The following is a 20,058-nucleotide window of genomic DNA, read 5'->3' on the forward strand; positions in this document are numbered from 1 at the left end:
AATGTCAGTGGATCCGCGGGTGTCACGGGCTACCGAACCGCACCGGAGTCCAAATGTGCTGCGCCACATGAAACTCCTGAGTGCCCCCGTGCGGAGTATTTGCCCTCCCGCTGTGGCCGCTAAGCGAGAATCTCTTGCAGCAGCGCGGGATCGATGTTGCCGCCGGACAAGACCATCACGGTGCGGCCGACGGGGGTCGAGCCCTGGCGGTAGGCGGCGAAGGCCACCGCGCCGCTGGGCTCGCTGACCAGATGCGCGCGGATGGCGAGTTCGCGCACCGCTGCGCGGATTTCGTTCTCGGTTACCGTGACGACACCGTCCAGCACCGCTTGCAGGTGCGCGAACGTCAACTCCGACGGTTGTGAGCGAAGACCGTCGGCGATGGTGCGGTTGCGGTCCTCGATCGACCAGTCGACGCGGTGACCGACCCGCAGACCCTGCGCGGTGTCGGAGGCCAACTCCGGCTCCACCCCGATCACGCGGGCGTCCGGGCAGAGCGCCCTGATCGCCGTCCCGATCCCGGACGCCAGGCCGCCGCCGCTGACCGGCACCAGGACGTTTTCGACAGTGGGCAGGTCCTCGGCGATCTCCAGGCCGATGGTGCCCTGCCCGGCGATGACGTCGGGATGGTCGAACGGCGGTATCAGCACGCCGCCGGTTTCCTCCACCACCTCGGCCGCGACGCGCTCGCGCTGTCCCGCGTCGCACAGCACCACCTCGGCGCCGTGGCCGCGGGTGGCGGCCACTTTGACCTCAGGGGTCTCGCGCGGCATGACGATGTGCGCGGGAATTCCGAACACCGCGGCGGCGTGCGCCACCGCCTGCGCGTGGTTTCCGCTGGAGTACGCCACCACTCCCCGGGTGCGGACGGATTCGTCGAGGCGACCGATCGCGTTGAACGCGCCGCGCACCTTGAACGCGCCGATCGCCTGCAGGCTCTCGGGCTTGATCCACAGCGGCCGGTCGTCGTCGCCGGCCCACGCTGCCCGCAGCAGCGGCGTGCGCACGATGAAGGCACGGACCCGCGCGGCCGCCTCCTCGACATCGTCGATCGTCACCAGCCGCACGCGTTCAGTCTGACGCACGCAGCGGGCCGATATGGTGATGCCGTGACGGGTCATGGATCTGCTTGACCGGCTGCGCCTGGACGTTCCGGTCGCCCAGGCGGGCATGGGCGGCGGGCTGGCCGGCCCCGAACTGGCCGCCGCCGTCGCCGCGGCCGGTGCGCTGGGCACCCTCGGCCTGACCGCACCCGACCGGCTCGCAGCGGCCGTCGAGCGCGTGCGCGACGCGGCGCCGGACCGTGCGGTCGCGGTGAACCTGCTGATGCCGTTCGTGCGGCGCGGTCACGTCGAAGCGTGCATGCGGTCACACGTCGATGTCGCGGTGATGGCGTTCCAGATCGACCGGGCGATGATCGCGCGCCTCCACGAGGGCGGGGTGTTCGTGTTCGTCATGGTCGGTACCGAAGAGCAGGCCCGCAGGGCCATCGCCTGGGGCGCCGACGGGTTGATCGCTCAGGGCGGTGAGGCCGGCGGCCACCTCACCGGCGACACCGACGCGCTGACTCTTCTGCCGGTGGCATTGCGCGTCGCCGAGGGCCGACCCGTGCTGCTCGCCGGCGGCATCGCGACGGCTGCGGACACCCGCGCGGCGCTGGCCGCCGGAGCGCACGGCGTGGTGGCGGGCACGCGCTTCCTGTTGACCCGGGAATCACGCGCCCATCACGCATATCAGCAGCGAATCCTCGCTGCCGACAGGACATTTCGTACCACGCTGTTCGGACTCGGCTGGCCCGCGCCGCACCGCGTCGTCGCCAACGCCGCCACCCGCCGCTGGTGCGACGACGACGGCGGCGCGCGGTTGGCGCCGCGGCTGGTGAACGCGCTCAGCAGCCCACTGGCCCGACTCCCCGATCGCGCCGCGGCGTCCGTGTACAACCTGCAGAACCCGAAACTCCCGCTGTTCTCCCCCATCGCTCCGACGCTGGACATGCCGGACTCCGCGGTGGAGCGCACCGCGCTCTACGCCGGTGAGACCGTGCTGCGGATCGACTCTGTGATCTCGGCCGCCGACGCTGTCGCCGAGCTGTCACCGGGAGGACACTGAACGCCATGAGCGGAGTGCTGTTCTTCGACGGCCGATGCGGGATGTGCACCAGGGCGCGCGGCTTCTTGCTGCGGTTGGACCGCACCGGCGAGCTGACCACCGAACCGCTGCAGGTCGGCGGTGCTGCCCAGCGGCTCGGCATCCCGGAGTCGCGCCTGCTCGAGTCGGTGCGCTGGCTCGACTCGTCCGGCGCGGTCTACGCGGGCGCCGAGGCGGTGAACGCCGCGCTGTCGTCGGCGCTCGGCACTCGGCTACCCCTGCGGCTCTACCGACTTCCCGGCGTCCGCGGGCTGCAGGAGGCGGTGTATCGGTGGGTCGCCGATCACCGCCACCGCTTCCCCGGCACCACCCCTTACTGCGAATCGCATCCGGTGTCCTGCTAGCTCAGGGCTGCCTCGAACGCGACCTCGATCCACGCCGGGTTGTCGTTGCGGTGATCGGCGGTGTTGCGGCACTCGCCATACAGCCGCATCGAGGCGACGTCGGCGCCGGCGCTCTCGCGCTGCATCACCGCCGTGACACCGTCCTTGGTCAGCTTGTGGCCGAAGTGTTCGGCCGCCGTCGGCGCGGGCGTCCAGCCGTGCGCGGCCATGGCAGTCGCGATGTCGTCCAGATGCCGCCAGTTATTTTGCGGCATAACGAAATTGAGGTAGAGAACCGCTTGGTATGGCGGTTCATACGCGTTCTTGCACGACACATACGCGTAGCCGCCCGCCGGTTCACGCAGAGGCGCGACGGCCACCACCTGCCGTGCCGCGTCGACCACCTGTGCGGCGGCCTGCTCGTCGGTCAGCGGTTCGGCGGACAGGCTCGGCGCCTGCACGACCGGCTCGTTGACCACCACGAAAGCGACTCCCAACAGCAGGCACATCACCATGGCCGCCCACAGCAACGCCATGGACTGCTTGGACCGGATCCAGTCACCCCGGTTCGGCATGGCCCTCCCCGGCGATTCCGCTGATCAACCGGTCACACACCGCCTCCATCTCGGCGCGTGCCTGCTCGGGGTCGGCCGCGCGCGACACGTAAAGCGCGGCCTCGTCGAGCGCGCCGAGCAGCACGTGGGCCGTCGAGCGCAGCGGCTGCTCCGGGATCACGCCCTGTTCGATCGCGGCGGCGAGCATCGCCTCGATCACGCCGAGCCCGTACTTCATCCCGACCGCGCGCCACCGCTCCCAGCCGAGTACCGCAGGCGCATCGATCAGCACTATCTGCTGCACATCCGGCGCCGAGCAACCGTCCAGGAACAGCCGGGTGCCGACGCGCATCGCCGACAGCGGGTCGAGTGGGCCCGCGGCGCCGATCTGGGTTCCGATGTCGGCGACCAGCTCTTGCTCCACGTCCTCATACACCGCGGCGAACAGCTCGGTCTTGTCGCCGAACTGGTGGTAGAGAGCGCCGCGGGTCACGCCGGCCGCCTCGACGATGGCCTGCGTGGAGACCTCGGAGAAGCCTTTGTCGGCGAACAGTTTTCGCGCGGCACCGATCAGCTGCGCGCGGGTCGCCGCCGTCCGCTCGGCCTGGGTACGGCGCACCTTGCGCGCGGGCTCCGCCGCATCATTGACTTTCATACAGGCTGCACGTAACTTTCGTACTAGGTGTTTGTAAGTACTGATCGGAAGGATATCGAAGATGCCGCAGGTAGCGCTGGAACAGGCCACAATCAATTACCGCGTGCTGGGCCCGGAGGACTCCCCGCATCCGCCCGTGGTGTTCGTGCACGGCATCCTGGCCGACAGCCGACTGTGGGACCGGGTCGCAGACGGCCTGGCCGCCCTCGGATACCGCTGCTATCTGCCGGACTGGCCGCTGGGCTCACACACCATTCCGGTCAAATCTTCGCCGCAGTTGACCCCCGAGGGTGTCGCGGCGATGATCCGAAACTTCATCGTCACGTTCGACCTCTCCGATGTGACGCTGGTCGGCAACGACACCGGAGGCGCCCTGTGCCAGTTCGTCATCGACGCGTATCCCGAACACATCGGCCGGCTGGTGCTGACCAACTGCGACGCCTTCGACCAGTTCCCGCCGTTCCCGTTCAATCTGGTCTTCGCCGTGCTGCGCGGACCGATGTCGATCAAGCTGCTGTTCGAACCACTGCGGTTCCGAGCGCTGCGCAACTCCCCGCTCGGCTACGGCATGCTGATGCGCCAGGATGCCCAGCTGACGGCGTCCTGGGTCGAACCGGCCCGCACCGACGCGCGCATCCGCCGTGACCTGGCGGCGCTGTTGCGCGCCGTCGCCAAGACCGATCTCGTCGACCTCGCCGCCCGGCTGCCGCGGTTCACCAAGCCCGTCGCCGTGGTGTGGGGACTGCGGGACCGCTCGTTCACGCCCGCGCTGGGCAGGCGACTGGCCGCCGCCCAGTTCCCCCACTCGACCTTTGTCGAAGTGCCTGATGCGAGGACGTTCGTGTCGTTGGACGCCCCGAAACCCGTGATCGACGCCATCGTCGGGGTGCACGCAACCAAGCCGCAGAGCTGACCTGGATGAACCGCGGCCGCCCTGGGTACTCCCCCGCCAGCACGGAGGGTGAGGGAGGGCGCGATGGGTGCCCAGGCGGAGTTGAGCACGATCACGACACAGGTACCGTCGCGGTTGGATCGGTTGCCGTGGTCGCGCTTTCACTGGCGCGTGGTGCTCGGGCTCGGCGGGGTGTGGATCCTCGACGGCCTCGAAGTCACCATGGTCGGCAATGTCGCATCCCGGCTGACCGAGGAAGGCAGCGGAATCGAGCTCACCGCCGGTGAAATCGGGATCGCTGCAGCGATTTACATCACCGGGGCCTGTCTCGGGGCGTTGTTCTTCGGTCAGCTGACCGACCGGTTCGGCCGCAAGAAGCTGTTCATCCTCACCCTCCTGGTATATCTGACCGCCACCGTGGCAACGGCTTTCGCGTTCGCGCCGTGGTACTTCTATCTCGCCAGATTCTTCACCGGCGCCGGTATCGGCGGCGAATACGCCGCCATCAACTCCGCGATCGACGAACTGATCCCGGCCCGCGTCAGAGGCCGCGTCGACCTGCTCATCAACGGCTCCTACTGGCTCGGTGCCGCCGGAGGCGCGGCGGGCGCGCTGCTGCTGCTGGACACGTCGATCTTTCCCGCCGACATCGGCTGGCGGATCGCGTTCGGAATCGGCGCCGTTTTCGGGCTGGTGGTGCTGGTCGTGCGCCACAAGGTTCCCGAGAGTCCCCGTTGGCTTTTCATCCACGGTCACGAGGAGGAAGCCGAACGGATCGTGGATGAGATCGAGCGCGAGGTGGAGCGCGGGACAAGCCCACCGCTCGAGGAAGCCGAGGGTTCCATCACCGTAAAACAGCGCAAGACGATCTCGTTCCGGGAGATCGCCAAGGTCGCCTTCACGCACTACCCGAAGCGGGCGTTCCTCTGTCTTGCCCTGTTCATCGGGCAAGCGTTCATCTATAACGCGTTCACGTTCAATCTCGGCACCATTTTGAGTACCTTCTTCGGCGTCGCCTCCGGCATCGTTCCGGTGTTCTTCATCGTCTGGGCGCTGAGCAACTTCGCCGGACCGCTGGTGCTCGGGCGCCTGTTCGACACCATCGGGCGAAAGCCCATGATCTCGTTCGCCTACATCGGGTCGGCGGCCATCGCGGCGCTGCTCGCCTGGCTGTTCGTGGCCGAAGCCGGCGGAGCCTGGGTGTTCATCGCGGTGCTGGCGGCCTGCTTCTTCCTGGCGTCCTCGGGTGCCAGCGCGGCGTATCTGACTGTCAGCGAGATCTTTCCGATGGAAACCCGAGCGATGGCGATCGCGTTCTTCTACGCGGTGGGCACGGCGATCGGTGGCGTCACCGGACCGCTGCTGTTCGGGCAGTTGATCGATTCCGGCGAACGCGGCCTGGTGGCGACGGGATTCCTGATCGGCGCCGGAGTGATGGCGGTCGCGGGCGTCGTCGAACTGGTGCTGGGCGTCAAGGCGGAGGGCAAGGACCTCGAGTCGGTGGCGGAGCCGTTGACGACGACAGACGAGCAGCCGGCCGCCGACCCCGACCGGCAGGCACGCGAGGCCCGCATCGCAGCACGCGCGGAACGCCAGCGCGCCAGCCTGTCTCGGGCTCGACGGTACCGTCCCGGCCCGGCCCCGGGATGGGCCGCTGCCTGGCGCGAGCCGCCCAGCCCGGGTGCGCCGGAGACCGCGCTGGATCACGAGATCGAGTCGATCGCCCGCGCGGTCAGCGAACATGAGCCGATCACGCTGCGTGAGCTGCACAGGGTGGTGGGCGCGCGGTACTGGGGTCCCGGCGAGTTTCGTAAGGCGCTGCGGGAAGCGATGGCGGAGAACCGGATCGCCCGGCACCGCCGTGGCGTCCTGGTGCTTCCCGAACGCGAACAGGCGTCGCGATGACCTTGGCGTGCCGGGTGTTCGGTCATCAGCCGACGTTCGCGGTCGACGGTGCGACCATGCGGTGGTCGTGTGAGCGATGCGGTCAGGCGGCGGGTGCCAAGCAGTACCGCACCGCCGAGGAGGCCAGCCGCTATGCCGCGGCGTTCAACAAGCGTGACGCCGACGAGTTGGGCAAACGCGCACCGCTGATCGGGCTGCTTCCGCTGAGGCTGTGGCGCCGGTTCCGGCGCGGATGACCTAGTTCTTGGCCAGGGTGAACTGACAGATGTCGGTGTAGCCCTCGCGGAACAGATCCGCGCAACCGGTCAGGTACTTCATGTACCGGTCATAAACCTCTTCGGACTGGATGGCGATGGCCTCGTCCTTACGGGCCTGCAACGCCTCCGCCCAGATATCCAGCGTGCGGGCGTAGTGCAGCCGCAGCCGGTGAGCGCGCTTGAGCTCGAAGCCGGCCTTGGCGGCGTGCTCCTCGACGACGTTCGGCTTCGGTAGATCACCGCCGGGGAAGATCTCGTCCATGATGAACTTCGAGAAGCGCAGCAGCTTCATCGTCAACGGCAGCCCGCTCTCGGCGAACTCCTCGTCGGTCGGCTTGATGATGGTGTGCAACAACATCACGCCGTCGTCGGGCAGCACCGAATAGGCCATCTTGAAGAAGTCGTCATATCGATCGCGACCGAAGTGCTCGAACGCGCCGATCGACACGATGCGGTCCACCGGCTCGTCGAACTGCTCCCAGCCGCGCAGCAGCACCCGCTTGCTGCGGGGGCTGGGTGATCGGGCGAACAACTTCTCGACGTGGGCCTTCTGGTTCTCGCTCAACGTGAGGCCGATGACGTTCACGTCGTAGCGCTCCAGCGCCCGGTTCAACGTCGCGCCCCAACCGCAGCCGACGTCGAGCAACGTCATACCCGGTTCCAGGCCCAGCTTGCCCAGCGAGAGGTCGATCTTGGCGATCTGCGCGTCTTCCAGCGTCATGTCGTCGCGTTCGAAGTACGCGCAACTATAGGTCTGCGTCGGATCGAGGAAGAGCCGGAAGAACTCATCGGAGAGGTCGTAGTGCGACTGCACATCCTCGAAGTGGGGCTTCAGCCCCCCCGCGTCGTTCGTGGTCTCTGGCAAAAATCCAACCCTTTTGGACATCGACTGTGTGTGATGTGTGAGGCTTCGCGTCTGGACGAGCGCCTCCCCCGTCGTCTGCGCAGTCTACGCACAGTACCGGGGGTATGCCGAATGCCATGCAGACACGATTGTTCGACAACGATGGCGAACGAATTGCCAACGGCGTCGATAATCCTAGCGAACCCCTGTGACGTGCACAGACGGTAATCGAACATGGGCGGTGGCCGGACGCGTCTCGGCACGTAAAGATGAGGACATGAACCTACAAGACGCCGGTGAGATGCTGCGCCGGCTCGAGGCCGACCCCGATGCCGCACACACCTGCGGACAGCCGTTCGAGACCGCCGACGGGACCACGGTGATCCCATGGGCCAAGCCGGTCGGTGTCTTCGTGATCAAGGACGGGCACGCGAGCTGGAAACCAGCGGTCGACACCAGCCGCATCGCCATGCTGGGCATCCTGGTGGGCCTGACGTCCGCGGTGTTCGCCGGGGTGGCCATGGTGCGTCGTCCCCCGTGGCCGGATCTGCACGGCGACATCGCGCAGCTGCGCTAGCCGGCAGCCGCAGCTGGTGGTCCGCCCTTGTGCCTGCCCGACCGACACGCCAAGGTGGGTAGCGGCGACGAAGGGACCCTGACATGGACGGTTCGGTGACGGTGTCGATGGCGGCTCCGGCGGAGCGCATCTGGAACGTGATCGCGGACGTGCGCAATACCGGCAAGTTCTCTCCCGAGGTGATGGAGGCCGAATGGCTCGGCGGCGCCACCGCTCCGGCGCTGGGGGCGCGGTTCCGCGGGCACGTCAAACGCAACGAGATCGGGCCGGTGTACTGGACGACGTGTGAGGTCACTGCCTGCGAACCTGGCCGCGAGTTCGGCTTCGCGGTATTGCTCGGCGACAAACCCGTCAACAACTGGCACTACCGGCTCACCCCGACCGACGGCGGCACCGACGTCACCGAGTCGTTTCGGCTGAGCGACTCGCTACCGATGAAGCTGTTCTCGGTGTTCGGTGGTCAGCTGCGGCGACGGCGCAACATCCGCGACATGCGCAAGACGCTGGAACGCATCAAGGCCGTGGTCGAGGCGCCCGAGGGCGCCTGAAAATAGCTCTGCGGCAACGAGTCTCGATCTAGAGGCTGCACAGGCGCCGGATCCGATCGGCGAGGGCCCGGCGCGACACCGGCGCGTCGGCGGCCAGCGCCTCGAACGCATGCGGGCACCCGGGGTGCACGTGGAGCTCGGTCGGCACCCCCGCATCGGCGAGCCGGGTCGCGTAGGCGACGTCTTCTTTGCGGAAGATGTCGAGATCGCCGACGTCCAGATAGGTGTCGGGCAGGCCGGAGAGGTCCTCGGCGCGGGCGGGTGCGGCGTACGGTGACACCGCGTCGGTCCCGGTGCTCGCGCCGAGCAACGCGCCCCATCCGGTGACGTTGTCGTCGTAGGTCCAGGTCAGGAACGGCAACAGTTGCGGATCCGGGGTGGCCGTGCGGTCGTCGAGCATCGGGTAGATCAACAGTTGCTGCGCGACGGCCGGGCCGCCGCGGTCGCGTGCCATCAGGCACACCCCCGCCGCCAGGCCGCCGCCCGCGCTGTCGCCCATCACCGCGATGCGGGCCGGGTCCACCCCCAGCGTGGGGGCGGTGGCGACCAGCCATTCCAGCGCGGCATAACAGTCTTCCACCGGTGTGGGGTGCGGGTGTTCGGGTGCGACGCGATAGTCGACGACGAGCATCGGCACCCCGGAGGCCGCGACATAGTCGCGCACGGCGAAGTCGTAGAGGGCGCCGATGTGCTCCAGCCCGAAAATCATTCCGCCACCGTGTACGTACAACGCTGCGCTACCAGGACCGCCTGACGCGTCGGACAGGTGATACCAGAGCAGGTCTACCGTTGTGCCGTCGGCGACGGGCATTGCGTGCCGCTGGATCGCCACCCCCGGTGCCGGCGTCGTGGCGGCCGTGACCGCGTCGAACATCCGGTGCCCGTTGACACGACGTGCTGCGACATCACCGACAGGGGGCGGCTCGACCTCGCCGAGCGCCGCCAGCAACGGGGCCATCTGCTCGGCCACCTTGAGGTCCATCCCGAGTGCCATTCTTCAGACACTAGCTTGGAGCCATATGACCGCGACGCGATTGGACACCGCCGACGATCAACACACCATCAGCCCCTTCGCCACGACGGCGGTTTTGCCGATCGCGGGCCTGGTCGCCGTATTGCACTGTGTTGCAGGGTCATTAGCGCAGGGTTACTGGTTCGACGAGGTGTACATGCTGGCCATCGGCCGTCATCACCTCGACTGGGGGTCGGCCGACCAGCCGCCGCTCACGCCCGCGCTTGCGGCGGTCATGGACGCGATCGCTCCCGGCTCGCTGCCGGTGCTGCGAGTGCCGGTGGTGCTCGCAACCGCGGGCGCCGTGGTGGTCGCGGCGCTGATCGCGCGCGAACTCGGAGGTGACCGTCGCGCACAGCTACTAACCGCGTTCGCGCAGGCGACCGGCGTGTGGGTCGCCCTGGGCGGACACTGGCTGACGCCCTACATGCTCGAACCGGTGCAGTGGCTGATGATGGTGTGGCTGCTCATCCGGTGGCTACGGGTGCGCGACGATCGCCTGCTGCTGGTGTTCGGCGTCGTCGCCGGGATCGCCGCGCTGACGAAGTTCCAGGTGTTGCTGTTGTGCGCGGTGCTGCTCGTGGCGGTCGCCGCGGTCGGCCCACGCGAGTTGTTGCGCCGGCCGTCGCTGTGGGCAGGCGCCGCCGTTGCCGCGCTGCTCGCGGCGCCGACGCTGCTGTGGCAGCACGCCAACGGGTGGCCGCAGCTGAGCATGTCGTCGGTGGTGATCGGCGAGGCCGACGCACTGTACGGCGGGCGGATCGGCGTCGCGCTGCAGATGCTGCTCTTCGCAGGGGTCATCGGAACCGCGCTGATGGGTTACGGCCTCTGCCGGCTGTGGCGCGAGCCGCAGCTGCGCGACTACCGCTTTCTCGGCGTCGCGTTCCTGGTGTTGTTCGCGGTGTTCGTCGCCTCGCCGGGCCGCCCCTACTACGTGGCAGGCTTGTACGCGCCGCTGGCGGCCTTCGGGGCGTTAGGCCTGCAGCGACGCCGGCAGGCGGGTCGCTGCGCGCGCCGGTGGCTGGTGTGGTCGGCCGGCGTGTCCAGCGCGGCGCTCGCGGCCGCGGTGCTGGTGTTGTCCGTCACGATCATTCGTGCCGACGCCGGTGAGCAGATCGCCCGCGATACCGCGGGCGCCTATCACGCGTTGCCCGAGGAGCAGCGCGCCCGCACCGTGGTGATCGGCCAGTCCTATATCGTCGCCGCCTACATCGACGGCTACTCAACCCGATTCGAACTGCCGCAGGCTTACAGCACCAACCGCAGTTACGGATTCTTTCCTCCCCCGCCCGCCGAGTACGACACCGCGCTCTACGTCGGCAGCGACGAGGAGGAGATCGCTTCGTATTTCACGGAGAGCGAGCCGATCGCCGAGATCGCCGACGATATGCAGGCCTACCTGCTGACCGGGCAACGTCAGCCGTGGGAGCAGATCTGGCCGCAGATGCGCAGCTTGACGGTCGGCTGAAACCGCTTCGCCGCCGGGCCCGGTTTGGTAGAACCAGTTCGAATCTGCCGCCGCGTGCCGAAGGAGTCTTGCGAATGGGTCAGTGGTCACGCGAGGAGATCGAAGACGCGTTCCACCAATACGAGCAGGCGGTGACGGAGATCGGCGACACCTGGAACTGGTCGGCCTACGCCGACCAGTTCACCGAAGACGCCACCTACGTCGAACATGCCATGGGCAACATGACTGGGCGCGAACCGATCCGGGAGTGGATCGTCTCCACGATGAACATGTTTCCGGGCAGCGAGATGCCGCACTACCCGGTCGAGTGGTCCTCGATCGACACCGACAAAGGTTGGGTCATCAGCAAGGTGATGAACCGCATGAAGGACCCCGGCGACGGCAGTATCCACGAGACGCCGGTCATCACCGTGCTCAAGTACGCCGGGGACGGCAAGTGGAGCTACGAGGAAGACGCCTACAACCCGATGAACTTCCTCGTCATGGTGCAGGGGTACATCAAGCGTTGCCATGAACTCGGAACCCTCAGCGACGACGCCCGCGCGTTCGCCGAGAACATGAACTGGGAACTGGCCTAACGGATCACGAAGTCGGTCGGATCCGGTTCGCGGGTCCAGTTCCAGTAGTCGACAAGGCGCCACGGCGACAGCGTGTGCACCTCGCCGAAACTGTTCTTGAAATAGGAGTGCTTGATCGTGGGTTGCGACCAGACCAACGTGCGCATCTCGGCCTGACTGCGTTGGTGCCAGTCGGTCGTCTTTTCGACGGTGGGCTCCATCGTCCTGTGACCGTCGGCGATCAGTAACTCCAGACACTGTGTGATGTAGCGCATCTGGCATTCCGAGTGGAAGATGAGGCTGCCGCCGCTCGCCAACCAGGTGCCGGGGCCGTTCATGCAGAAGAAGTTCGGGTAGCCGGGAATGGTGATACCCAGGTAGGCCGCCGGCCGCTCCCCCCAACGCTCGCTGAGGATTTCACCGCCACGGCCCCGAATGGTCATGGGCCACAACAGCTTGGTGTGCGCGAATCCGGTGGCGTAGATGAGGACGTCGGCCGGATACCGAGTACCGTCCTCGGTGACGACGGCGTCGGACTCGATATGGTCTATCCCGGTCCGGACGAGGTCGACGTTCTCGCGCGTCAAGGTTTTGAGCCAGCTGCCGTTGTCCTGCAGGGTGCGCTTCCCGGTCGGTGGGTAGTCCGGCACCACCTTGGCCAACAGCTCGGGATCGTCGCCGACCTGGCTTTTGATCCACTCGGTGAACATGATGCGGGCGCCCTCGCTGACCTCGTTGACCGCCCTCTGCTGGTCCGGGTAACTCGGGTCGACGCGCGCCACGTCGAACCCCTTGTCGCACCACGGCCAGAACAGCAGGAAGCGATACCAGCGGCCGTAGAAGGGTAGGTGTCGGAGCGCCCATTGCACGCCGGGGCCGACTTCGTCGTGGTAGCCCATGTTCGGGAACATCCACTGCGCCGTGCGTTGAAATATGGTGAGGTGCCCGACATCCGGTGCGATCGTCGGCGCGATCTGAAAGCCGCTGGCCCCCGCGCCGATCATCGCGACCCGCTTGCTGTGAAGGTCGACGGTGTGGTCCCACGCGCTGGAATGGAATGTCGGGCCGGTGAACTCGTGCTGTCCGTCGATCGTCGGTATGTGCGGCCGGTCGAGCTGCCCGACCGCGCTGATCACCGCACGCGCCGACAGTTCGGTTGGCGTTCCGTTGCGGTCGCGGACACGAACCGTCCACGTGGCGGTGTCGTCGTCCCAGGCTGCCTCGGTGACCTCGGTCTCCCACAGGACGTGGCGGCCGATGTCGTGCTTGTCCATCACGCGTTCGAAATACGCCTGCAGCTCCGGCTGTTCGGCGAAGAAGTGGGTCCACTGATCGGTGGGCTCGAAGCTGTAGCAGTAGAAGTGGTTGGGCACGTCGACGCGCGCGCCCGGGTACGTGTTCTGGTACCACGTGCCGCCGACGCCCGCGTTCTTCTCGACGATGGTGAACGGGATGCCCGCCTGTTTGAGTCGGATCCCCGCCAGCAGGCCCGATTCGCCGCAGCCGATGACCACGACCGGGAAGTCGGCGGCGTCGCCCTCGACGGCGGCGCGGGCGGCCCGGCTGTCTCTGCCGTCGAGCTCCATCTCCTCGAGAAGCATCGGCACATACTCGTCGGGCACCGGCTCACACACCAGCCACTGCATCATCTCGTGTAGCAGGTCGGCCCCGATCGGCTCCGGCTCCGGGCAGCCACGGTCGCGGTAGTCGGCGATGATCTCCAGCGCGAGTTTGCGCGCGGCGGCCTTGTCCTCCTCGGACATGTAGCCCTGCACCTCGTTGAGGAACAGGCCCGCGGGCTTGAGCTCGCCCCGGATGATGCTCGGGTCGCCCGCCATGTGCACGCACGACAGCAGCAGCGTGGGGATGCTGACGTCGAGCAGCGCCTCGGCGATCTCCTCGTCCGTCGTCGTGAACGGCTGCCCGGCATGTGGATTTCGCACCTCCCCTTTCTAGCGCGAGCAGACGTGAAAACCCCCGAAATGGCCCACTTTTAGGGGTTTTCACGTCTGCTCGGCGGAATGACGTGGGTAGGCTGGCGAAGGTGGGAATCGTGACCCGGGTCAACGGCGCCGCGCCGCCCGACGTACCGCTGGCGGACATCGACCTGGGGTCATGGGAGTTCTGGGGGCTCGACGACGACATCCGCGACGGCGCGTTCGCCACGCTGCGCCGCGAGGCGCCGGTGTCCTTCCACTCGGCCTACATCGAGAACGCCGAGGAGGAAGTCGCCGGTCATTGGGCGCTGACCCGCTACGACGACGTCTTCCACGCCAGCCGCCACCCCGAAATCTTCAGCTCGGCACTGGGCATCACGATCGGCGACCAGGACCCGGAGCTCGCCGAGTATTTCGGCTCGATGATCGCGATGGACGACCCACGGCACGGCAGGCTGCGCAACATCGTGCGCAGCGCGTTCACGCCGCGTGTGCTGGCGATGGTCGAGGACTTTGTGCGCGACCGCGCCCGGCGGCTGGTCCAGGACATGGTGGCCGCCCATCCCGACGGCAAGGGCGAGCTGGTCGCGGATTTGGCCGGCCCGCTGCCTCTGCAGATCATCTGCGACATGATGGGCATCCCCGAACAGGATCACCAGCAGATCTTCCACTGGACCAACGTCATCCTCGGCTTCGGCGACCCGGACATCGCGACCGACTTCGACGAGTTCGCCCGGGTCGCGATGGACATCGGCGCGTATGCGAAGGAGATGGCAGACGACCGGCGGGCCCGGCCCGGTGACGACCTCACCACCAGCCTGGTGCAGGCGGAATTGGACGGTGAGGGGCTGACCTCCGGCGAGATCGCGTCGTTCTTCATCCTGCTGGTCGTCGCCGGGAACGAGACCACTCGCAACGCGATCAGCCACGGGGTGCTCGCGCTGAGCCGCTACCCCGAGCAGCGCGACGAGTGGTGGCGCGACTACGACGAGGTGGCGCCGACGGCGGTCGAGGAGATCGTGCGCTGGGCGTCGCCGGTGGCGTACATGCGCCGCACCGCCACCTGCGACACCGAGGTGCGCGGCGTGAAGATCGCCGCCGGGGACAAGGTGACGCTCTGGTACGGGTCGGCGAACCGCGACGAGATGAAGTTCGCCGACCCGTGGCGCTTCGACGTCCGCCGCCACCCCAACCCGCACGTCGGCTTCGGCGGCGGCGGCGCCCACTTCTGCCTGGGCGCCAACCTCGCCCGCCGCGAGATCACGGTCGCCTTCGAGGAACTGCACACCCAACTGCCGGACATCACCGCGATCGAGGAGCCCGACCGGCTGCATTCGGCGTTCATCCACGGCATCAAACGGCTGCCGGTGGCCTGGACCCCGCCTCGCTGACTACCGCGCGCGCATGATGTTGGCGAGCGCGGCGATGGGCGTGTCGTCCAGATGCTGGCACAGCTCCAACGGGTTCTCGAAAACCCGTGCCGCGCCGGCGTTTTCCAGCTCGGCCTGGGATGTTCCTCCGCTGAGCAGCGCGACGGTCTCCACGCCGGCGCGCTGGGCGGCCACGACGTCCCACACCGCGTCGCCGACGAACACGGCGTGCGCGGCGGGCACCCCGGCCCGGTCGAGCGCGACCTCGACGATGTCGGGTTGAGGTTTGGCGGTCTCCACGTCAGCCGATGACGTCACCGACGACACCAGATGATCGCTGTCGAGCACCTCGCGCAGGATCGACAACTCGTCTTCGGGCGCCGAGGTCGCCAGGACGATCTGCAGTTCCAGCTGATGGACGACCTCCAGCAGTTCGCGGGCACCGGGCAGGCGTCGCAACTCCGGGGTCATCTCCTTGTAGTAGCGCGAATGCAGGTCCTTGACGCGTTCCCGGCTGTTCTCGTCGGCATCGTCGGCCAAGGCAGCGACGAGCGTGCTGCCGTCCATGCAGATCGAGCGGTGGATGCGCCACGCTTCGACGGGGATGCCCACCTCCGCGAACGCCCGGCTCCACGCGTGCACGTGCAGGTAGTTCGAGTCGACCAGCGTGCCGTCGATGTCGAACAGCACGGCGGGCGGAGCGCTGCGGCTACGGCTCACGGCGATCGGTCGTCTTCGCCTTCGGATCCATCGAATCGTTCGTCCTCGCTTTCGGATCGATCGAATCGGCGTGCTCGCGGCGGGCGTCGAGATCCTGCTGTGACGCGGCGGCCGAATCGCGATGCGTTGCCGCGGTGTCCGCCAGCCTGGCGGCCTCGGCCGCCTTCGCCTCGGCGTCGGCCTGCGCGGCACGCGCCTTGGCCTCGGTCTCCTGAGCAAGCGCCTCACGCTTTTCCACCCGCTGGGATTCCTGGTGCACCTCTTCGCGGATGCGTTCGGCCTGCACGTGCCGCTTGCGGTTGCGCGACTGCATCGCAACGTAGGCCAGCACTGCGAGCGCGATGATCACCGCGATTGCCACGATGACCCATATGACGGCGTTGTCCATCTCGGCTCCTTCGTTCATTCGGGGCCCGTGCCTGACGGACCCGCTAATAACACGAATGCCCGTGAAGTGGAGGGCTAAACCGGATGGAACCGAAATCCGAGGTCAGCGCCTGTTCACTGGACGATCAAGGTGCCCGTCATCGAGGGGTGATACACGCAGTAGAACGCGTACTCGCCGGGTTCGGTCGGCGCCGTCAACGTGGCCTGCTGACCGCCGTCGACGTGCACATCGAAGGCGCCCTCGGTCGGAGACGTCACCGAGTGCTCGACGGAGTCGTTGTTCGTCACGGTGATCTGGGTGCCGGGCGCCACGGTGACCGTGTCGCCGAAGCTCATGTCGGCGATCGTGATCGTCGCGGCCTCGGCCGCCGCGGGCGCGCTGGTGGTCGTCGTCTCCTCGGCGGCGGTGGTCGTCGTGGTCGCGGTGCCCGTCGCGGTGGCCGTGCCCGCGGCCTCGTCCTCGGTGGTCGCCGACTGGGTGCAGCCCACGGCGACCGCGGCGAGCAGGCACAGGGCGGTGCAGAACAGCAAGACCTTCTTCATGGTGTCCCCTTACTTTGCGGCTACCGAGGACACGAGTATCGAACCGCGCGGGTTCGACCCGCCGGTGTTCGGCGATATCGCTACAGCGTCGCGGTGATCGGGCCCGTCGGCTGACAGACCGGCTGCGGCGGGTTGCCGACGGTGGCGCAACCCCGGCCGGTGGACACATACGTCGCGCCCGGTTGGTACGCGCCGTAGTACACCCGAGCGGGCAGGTTCCCGTTGTTGGATCGGCACTGGCCGGGCCCCGCCGCGCCCTCCAGCTGCACGCAGGCCACCGTCGAGAACACGGTGGCCTGGTCGCAGGCCCCGGGTTCCAGCGTCGCGGTCACCATGGCGGTTCCGGACACATCGACGACGTAGGGCGCCGACAGTCGGTAGTCGCACACCCCCGCGTCCTGCTGCGCGCCGGCCACCGCGCCGGTCGTGCCCAGCAGGGTGAGCGACGCGGCGACAACCATCAGCGGCCTGATCATCCTTGGATGGTAGATCACCCGTTCCTCGCGAGCAGGCACTCGCGCATTAGGCACTAGGCCAGGTAGCGGGCGAACCAGTCCTGCACGCGCTGCCACGCGTCGGCGGCCGCGGCGGCGTTGTAGCGCTTGCCGGTGTCGTTGAAGAACGCGTGGTTGGCGTCGGGTTCGGTGACCAGTTCGAACTGCATCCCCGCCTTCTCCAGCGCCGCGCGGGCCACCGGCTCGGTGGCGTTGACCCGCTCATCCTGCGCCGCGTAGATCCCCAGCACCGCAACGTCTTTGGACTTGGAGAAGTCCGGATTCTTCGGGGCCGGGCCGTAGAACGGGACGGCCGCCGACAGCCGCGGTTCCCCTGCGTTCAGCAGCCGCCACACCATCGCGCCACCCATGCAGAAGCCGACGGCGGCCAGCTTTCGATCGGGCACGCGGCGGCTGAGCTCGTCGATTCCGGATCGCATGTCGGCGACGGCGTCCCTGGGCGGGATCTTGCTGAGCGCCGCGGTGGCCTCCGCCGGATCGGCGAAAGCGCCCGTTCCGCCCTGTCCGGACAGCAGATCGATCGCCAGCGCGGAGTAGCCGGTGCCCGCGAAGCGGCCCGCCACCGACCGGATGTGGTCGTTGAGCCCCCTGTTCTCGTGGATGACCAGCACAGCGCCGCGTGGGTCCGACGCCTCCGCCCACGCCCCCTGCAGCTCACCGCGCGGCCCGGGCCAGGTGATCGGGGTCGTCTCCACCGCGGTCTGCGCACCCGGCGGACCGCCGCCCGTCGCGGGCTCGCTCGACGTGGCGGTGGTCTGAGCCTCGGGTTGGCGGTTGTCGCTGCACCCGGCGATCAGGGCCGTCGCCGCGGCGGTGCCGACACCGAGCAGTGCGAGCCTGCGCAGGGCCTCGCGTCTGGACAACAGCCCGTCGACGTGGTCGATGGCGATTTCCTCAGCGATGTAGCGCTGCAGTGGCGTCATCTTGGCTAGTATGCTCCGGTCGGCCGATAATGCCAGGTCATCGGACAAAATAGACAGAATCGGAAATCTGTTCACAGTTTTCGTTGACAGGCTAATTGGCGCCCTGTTCTATGACGGGGTGACCTACGACACGATCATCCGCAACGGCCGCTGGTTCGACGGCACCGGCGCGCCGTCCGCGGTTCGCAACATCGGCATCCGCAACGGCCACATCACGACCATCACCGAAGACGAGCTCGACCCGACCGGCTGCCCCGAGGTCATCGACGCGTCCGGAAAATGGGTGCTGCCCGGCATGCTCGACATCCACACCCACTACGACGTCGAGGTGCTCGACGGCCCGTCGCTCGCCGAATCGCTGCGGCACGGCGTGACCACGGTGCTGCTCGGTTCCTGTTCGCTGTCCACCGTCCACGTCGGCGGGACCGACGCCGGCGACATCTTCGGCCGCGTCGAGGCCATTCCGCGCGATCACGTCATCGACGCGGTCGATCGCCACAAGACATGGACGAACTGCGAGGAGTACATCGCGGCGTTGGAGTCACGGCCCCTCGGCCCGAATCTGGCAGCATTCATCGGGCACTCCGACATGCGCGCCGCCATCATGGGACTTGACCGCGCCACCCGCAAGGATGTGCGCCCCACCCGCAGCGAGCAGCTCCAGATGGAGCGATGGCTCTCGGAGGCGCTGAAGGCGGGCTTCGTCGGAATGTCCTCGCAGCAACTGCTTTTCGACAAACTCGACGGCGACATCTGCCGGTCGCGGACGCTGCCGTCCACGTATGCCAAACCCCGCGAACTGCGCAGGCTCAAGGCGTTGCTGCGGCGAACGGGGCGCGTGTTGCAGTCCGGCCCCGACATTCAGAACCCGCTGAACCTGCTGTCCCAACTGGCACAGTCGCTCGGCGTCTTCCGCAACCCGCTCAAGACCAGCCTGCTGTCGGCGGCCGACGTGAAGTCCAACCCGTACAGCATCCACGCGCTGGGCCCGGCCGCCCGGTTGGTCAACAGACTCGGTGGGAACTTCCGCTGGCAGCACCTGCCGGTGCCGTTCGAGGTCTACGCCGACGGCATCGATCTGGTGGTCTTCGAGGAGTTCGGCGCCGGCGCCGCGGCGCTGCACCTGCGCGACGAGGTCGAGCGCAACGAACTGTTCCGCGACGAGGCCTACCGCCGCCGGTTCCGCAAGGACTACGAAAGCAAGCTCGGCATCCGGGTGTGGCAGCGCGACTTCTTCGACGCCGAGATCGTCGAATGCCCCGACGTGTCGATCATCGGAAAATCGTTCGGGCAGGTCGGGCGCGAGCGCGGCGGGTTGCACCCCGTCGACGCGTTCCTCGACCTGGTGCTCGAACACGGTCGCGCGCTGCGTTGGCGCACGACCATCTCAAACCATCGGCCCGAGGTGCTCCAGAAGCTCGCGCGCGACGGCGGCATCCAGATGGGCTTCTCGGATGCCGGCGCGCACCTGCGCAACATGGCCTTCTACAACATGGGCCTGCGGTTCCTGCGCCATGTCCGCGACGCCGAGCGGGCCGGCCGGCCGTTTCTGAGCATCGAGCAGGCCGTGCACCGGCTCACCGGTGAACTCGCCGACTGGTATCGCCTGGACGCGGGGCACCTGCGCATCGGCGACCGCGCCGATCTCGTGATCGTCGACCCGGCCCGGCTCGACGACTCGCTGGATGCCTACGCCGAGGACGCCGTCGAGCAGTACGGCGGACTGTCGCGGATGGTCAACCGCAACGACGACACCGTGACCGCCGTCTACGTCGGCGGTTGGGCGGTCTTCGTCGGCGGTCGGCCGACCGAGCTTGTCGGCAGGCAACGCACCGGCCGGTTCTTGCGCGCAGCGCACAAGGCGCCCGCGATCTCCGCACAGGAAGGCGAATTCACCAGTGTCAGTTGAAGATACCGTTCTGG

Annotated in this window: 22 protein-coding genes; 11 read left to right on the top strand and 11 right to left on the bottom strand. The window is 67.7% G+C overall.

The genetic code is table 11. The annotated features are described in order from the left end of the window. Window positions 1-119: 119 nt before the first annotated feature. Window positions 120-1,067 (bottom strand): threonine ammonia-lyase, encoded by a 948-nt coding sequence (locus tag MELE44368_RS05835; RefSeq protein ID WP_128107638.1) that lies wholly within the window; start codon window positions 1,065-1,067, stop codon window positions 120-122. A 52-nt stretch (window positions 1,068-1,119) separates the two neighbouring features. Here MELE44368_RS05835 and MELE44368_RS05840 point away from each other — a divergent pair, with 52 nt between their 5' ends. Then, the gene (locus MELE44368_RS05840; protein WP_128107639.1) at window positions 1,120-2,109 is read left to right on the top strand and encodes an NAD(P)H-dependent flavin oxidoreductase; all 990 of its coding nucleotides are present in this window, start codon (window positions 1,120-1,122) and stop codon (window positions 2,107-2,109) included. Between the two features lie 5 nt (window positions 2,110-2,114). Then, window positions 2,115-2,492 (top strand): thiol-disulfide oxidoreductase DCC family protein, encoded by a 378-nt coding sequence (locus tag MELE44368_RS05845; RefSeq protein ID WP_128107640.1) that lies wholly within the window; start codon window positions 2,115-2,117, stop codon window positions 2,490-2,492. Here the strand turns inward: MELE44368_RS05845 and MELE44368_RS05850 are convergent. Both MELE44368_RS05850 and MELE44368_RS05855 read right to left on the bottom strand, forming a co-directional pair. Then, window positions 2,489-3,046: a lipoprotein LppJ family protein gene (locus MELE44368_RS05850; RefSeq protein ID WP_128107641.1), complete on the bottom strand. Its 558-nt coding sequence runs from the start codon at window positions 3,044-3,046 to the stop codon at window positions 2,489-2,491. The two genes, MELE44368_RS05845 and MELE44368_RS05850, sit on opposite strands and share 4 nt — an antisense overlap. Beyond that, window positions 3,030-3,680, bottom strand: a complete 651-nt coding sequence (locus tag MELE44368_RS05855; protein WP_128107642.1) for a TetR/AcrR family transcriptional regulator — start codon at window positions 3,678-3,680, stop codon at window positions 3,030-3,032. Before MELE44368_RS05855 ends, MELE44368_RS05850 begins: the two co-directional genes overlap by 17 nt. A 61-nt stretch (window positions 3,681-3,741) precedes the next feature. Between MELE44368_RS05855 and MELE44368_RS05860 the strand changes: the two genes are divergently transcribed. From MELE44368_RS05860 to MELE44368_RS05870, 3 genes are all read left to right on the top strand, one after another. Further along, window positions 3,742-4,593 carry an alpha/beta fold hydrolase gene (locus MELE44368_RS05860; RefSeq protein ID WP_128107643.1) on the top strand — a complete coding sequence of 284 codons (852 nt, stop codon included), beginning with the start codon at window positions 3,742-3,744 and terminating at the stop codon, window positions 4,591-4,593. A gap of 63 nt (window positions 4,594-4,656) precedes the next feature. After that, window positions 4,657-6,477: an MFS transporter gene (locus MELE44368_RS05865; RefSeq protein ID WP_128107644.1), complete on the top strand. Its 1,821-nt coding sequence runs from the start codon at window positions 4,657-4,659 to the stop codon at window positions 6,475-6,477. Further along, the gene (locus MELE44368_RS05870) at window positions 6,474-6,713 is read left to right on the top strand and encodes a DUF1660 family phage protein (RefSeq protein WP_128107645.1); all 240 of its coding nucleotides are present in this window, start codon (window positions 6,474-6,476) and stop codon (window positions 6,711-6,713) included. The genes MELE44368_RS05865 and MELE44368_RS05870 overlap by 4 nt, the downstream gene beginning before the upstream one ends. A gap of 1 nt (window position 6,714) precedes the next feature. On the opposite strand, the gene MELE44368_RS05875 is transcribed toward MELE44368_RS05870, so the two are convergent. Next, complete coding sequence (locus MELE44368_RS05875; protein ID WP_128107646.1) at window positions 6,715-7,599, bottom strand: cyclopropane mycolic acid synthase family methyltransferase; 885 nt, start codon at window positions 7,597-7,599, stop codon at window positions 6,715-6,717. A gap of 256 nt (window positions 7,600-7,855) precedes the next feature. Between MELE44368_RS05875 and MELE44368_RS05880 the strand changes: the two genes are divergently transcribed. Continuing rightward, window positions 7,856-8,155 carry a hypothetical protein gene (locus tag MELE44368_RS05880; RefSeq protein ID WP_128107647.1) on the top strand — a complete coding sequence of 100 codons (300 nt, stop codon included), beginning with the start codon at window positions 7,856-7,858 and terminating at the stop codon, window positions 8,153-8,155. Window positions 8,156-8,238: 83 nt separating this feature from the next. Further along, a complete protein-coding gene (locus MELE44368_RS05885) occupies window positions 8,239-8,703 on the top strand; it encodes an SRPBCC family protein (protein ID WP_128107648.1) in 465 nt (154 codons plus the stop codon). Window positions 8,704-8,731: 28 nt separating this feature from the next. Here MELE44368_RS05885 and MELE44368_RS05890 read toward each other — a convergent pair whose 3' ends face one another. After that, window positions 8,732-9,697 (bottom strand): alpha/beta hydrolase, encoded by a 966-nt coding sequence (locus tag MELE44368_RS05890; RefSeq protein ID WP_128107649.1) that lies wholly within the window; start codon window positions 9,695-9,697, stop codon window positions 8,732-8,734. A gap of 25 nt (window positions 9,698-9,722) precedes the next feature. On the opposite strand from MELE44368_RS05890, the gene MELE44368_RS05895 reads away from it, so the two are divergent. Then, entirely contained in the window at window positions 9,723-11,183 is a 1,461-nt protein-coding gene (locus MELE44368_RS05895) for a glycosyltransferase family 39 protein (RefSeq protein ID WP_128107650.1), read from the top strand. Window positions 11,184-11,257: 74 nt separating this feature from the next. Then, window positions 11,258-11,761, top strand: coding sequence for a nuclear transport factor 2 family protein (locus tag MELE44368_RS05900; protein ID WP_128107651.1), 504 nt, complete (start codon window positions 11,258-11,260; stop codon window positions 11,759-11,761). On the opposite strand, the gene MELE44368_RS05905 is transcribed toward MELE44368_RS05900, so the two are convergent. Further along, window positions 11,758-13,683 (bottom strand): flavin-containing monooxygenase, encoded by a 1,926-nt coding sequence (locus tag MELE44368_RS05905; RefSeq protein WP_128107652.1) that lies wholly within the window; start codon window positions 13,681-13,683, stop codon window positions 11,758-11,760. The two genes, MELE44368_RS05900 and MELE44368_RS05905, sit on opposite strands and share 4 nt — an antisense overlap. 101 nt (window positions 13,684-13,784) lie before the next feature. Here MELE44368_RS05905 and MELE44368_RS05910 point away from each other — a divergent pair, with 101 nt between their 5' ends. After that, window positions 13,785-15,068: a cytochrome P450 gene (locus tag MELE44368_RS05910; protein ID WP_128107653.1), complete on the top strand. Its 1,284-nt coding sequence runs from the start codon at window positions 13,785-13,787 to the stop codon at window positions 15,066-15,068. Here the strand turns inward: MELE44368_RS05910 and MELE44368_RS05915 are convergent, their stop codons facing one another. The 5 genes from MELE44368_RS05915 to MELE44368_RS05935 form a co-directional block, all read right to left on the bottom strand. Further along, entirely contained in the window at window positions 15,069-15,767 is a 699-nt protein-coding gene (locus MELE44368_RS05915; protein WP_241566495.1) for an HAD family hydrolase, read from the bottom strand. Further along, entirely contained in the window at window positions 15,757-16,128 is a 372-nt protein-coding gene (locus MELE44368_RS05920) for a hypothetical protein (RefSeq protein ID WP_128107654.1), read from the bottom strand. The genes MELE44368_RS05915 and MELE44368_RS05920 overlap by 11 nt, the downstream gene beginning before the upstream one ends. 140 nt (window positions 16,129-16,268) lie before the next feature. After that, on the bottom strand, window positions 16,269-16,697 hold the full coding sequence (locus MELE44368_RS05925; RefSeq protein ID WP_128107655.1) for a cupredoxin domain-containing protein: 429 nt from the start codon (window positions 16,695-16,697) through the stop codon (window positions 16,269-16,271). Window positions 16,698-16,777: 80 nt separating this feature from the next. Next, window positions 16,778-17,173 carry a hypothetical protein gene (locus MELE44368_RS05930; RefSeq protein WP_128107656.1) on the bottom strand — a complete coding sequence of 132 codons (396 nt, stop codon included), beginning with the start codon at window positions 17,171-17,173 and terminating at the stop codon, window positions 16,778-16,780. A gap of 53 nt (window positions 17,174-17,226) precedes the next feature. Next, a complete protein-coding gene (locus MELE44368_RS05935; RefSeq protein WP_128107657.1) occupies window positions 17,227-18,135 on the bottom strand; it encodes a dienelactone hydrolase family protein in 909 nt (302 codons plus the stop codon). Between the two features lie 118 nt (window positions 18,136-18,253). Here MELE44368_RS05935 and MELE44368_RS05940 point away from each other — a divergent pair, with 118 nt between their 5' ends. Continuing rightward, window positions 18,254-20,044 (top strand): N-acyl-D-amino-acid deacylase family protein, encoded by a 1,791-nt coding sequence (locus MELE44368_RS05940; RefSeq protein WP_241566496.1) that lies wholly within the window; start codon window positions 18,254-18,256, stop codon window positions 20,042-20,044. Window positions 20,045-20,058 lie beyond the last annotated feature (14 nt).

It is taken from the genome of Mycolicibacterium elephantis DSM 44368 (assembly GCF_004014805.1).
Lineage (GTDB): Bacteria > Actinomycetota > Actinomycetes > Mycobacteriales > Mycobacteriaceae > Mycobacterium > Mycobacterium elephantis.

Excerpts from the sequence above, each read along its gene's own strand:
- MELE44368_RS05840 (WP_128107639.1), top strand. The coding sequence starts at position 1,120 with ATGGATCTGCTTGACCGGCTGCGCCTGGACGTTCCGGTCGCCCAGGCG.
- MELE44368_RS05845 (WP_128107640.1), top strand. The coding sequence starts at position 2,115 with ATGAGCGGAGTGCTGTTCTTCGACGGCCGATGCGGGATGTGCACCAGG.
- MELE44368_RS05850 (WP_128107641.1), bottom strand. The coding sequence starts at position 3,046 with ATGCCGAACCGGGGTGACTGGATCCGGTCCAAGCAGTCCATGGCGTTG.
- MELE44368_RS05855 (WP_128107642.1), bottom strand. The coding sequence starts at position 3,680 with ATGAAAGTCAATGATGCGGCGGAGCCCGCGCGCAAGGTGCGCCGTACC.
- MELE44368_RS05860 (WP_128107643.1), top strand. The coding sequence starts at position 3,742 with ATGCCGCAGGTAGCGCTGGAACAGGCCACAATCAATTACCGCGTGCTG.
- MELE44368_RS05865 (WP_128107644.1), top strand. The coding sequence starts at position 4,657 with ATGGGTGCCCAGGCGGAGTTGAGCACGATCACGACACAGGTACCGTCG.
- MELE44368_RS05870 (WP_128107645.1), top strand. The coding sequence starts at position 6,474 with ATGACCTTGGCGTGCCGGGTGTTCGGTCATCAGCCGACGTTCGCGGTC.
- MELE44368_RS05880 (WP_128107647.1), top strand. The coding sequence starts at position 7,856 with ATGAACCTACAAGACGCCGGTGAGATGCTGCGCCGGCTCGAGGCCGAC.
- MELE44368_RS05885 (WP_128107648.1), top strand. The coding sequence starts at position 8,239 with ATGGACGGTTCGGTGACGGTGTCGATGGCGGCTCCGGCGGAGCGCATC.
- MELE44368_RS05890 (WP_128107649.1), bottom strand. The coding sequence starts at position 9,697 with ATGGCACTCGGGATGGACCTCAAGGTGGCCGAGCAGATGGCCCCGTTG.
- MELE44368_RS05895 (WP_128107650.1), top strand. The coding sequence starts at position 9,723 with ATGACCGCGACGCGATTGGACACCGCCGACGATCAACACACCATCAGC.
- MELE44368_RS05900 (WP_128107651.1), top strand. The coding sequence starts at position 11,258 with ATGGGTCAGTGGTCACGCGAGGAGATCGAAGACGCGTTCCACCAATAC.
- MELE44368_RS05925 (WP_128107655.1), bottom strand. The coding sequence starts at position 16,697 with ATGAAGAAGGTCTTGCTGTTCTGCACCGCCCTGTGCCTGCTCGCCGCG.
- MELE44368_RS05930 (WP_128107656.1), bottom strand. The coding sequence starts at position 17,173 with ATGATCAGGCCGCTGATGGTTGTCGCCGCGTCGCTCACCCTGCTGGGC.
- MELE44368_RS05935 (WP_128107657.1), bottom strand. The coding sequence starts at position 18,135 with ATGACGCCACTGCAGCGCTACATCGCTGAGGAAATCGCCATCGACCAC.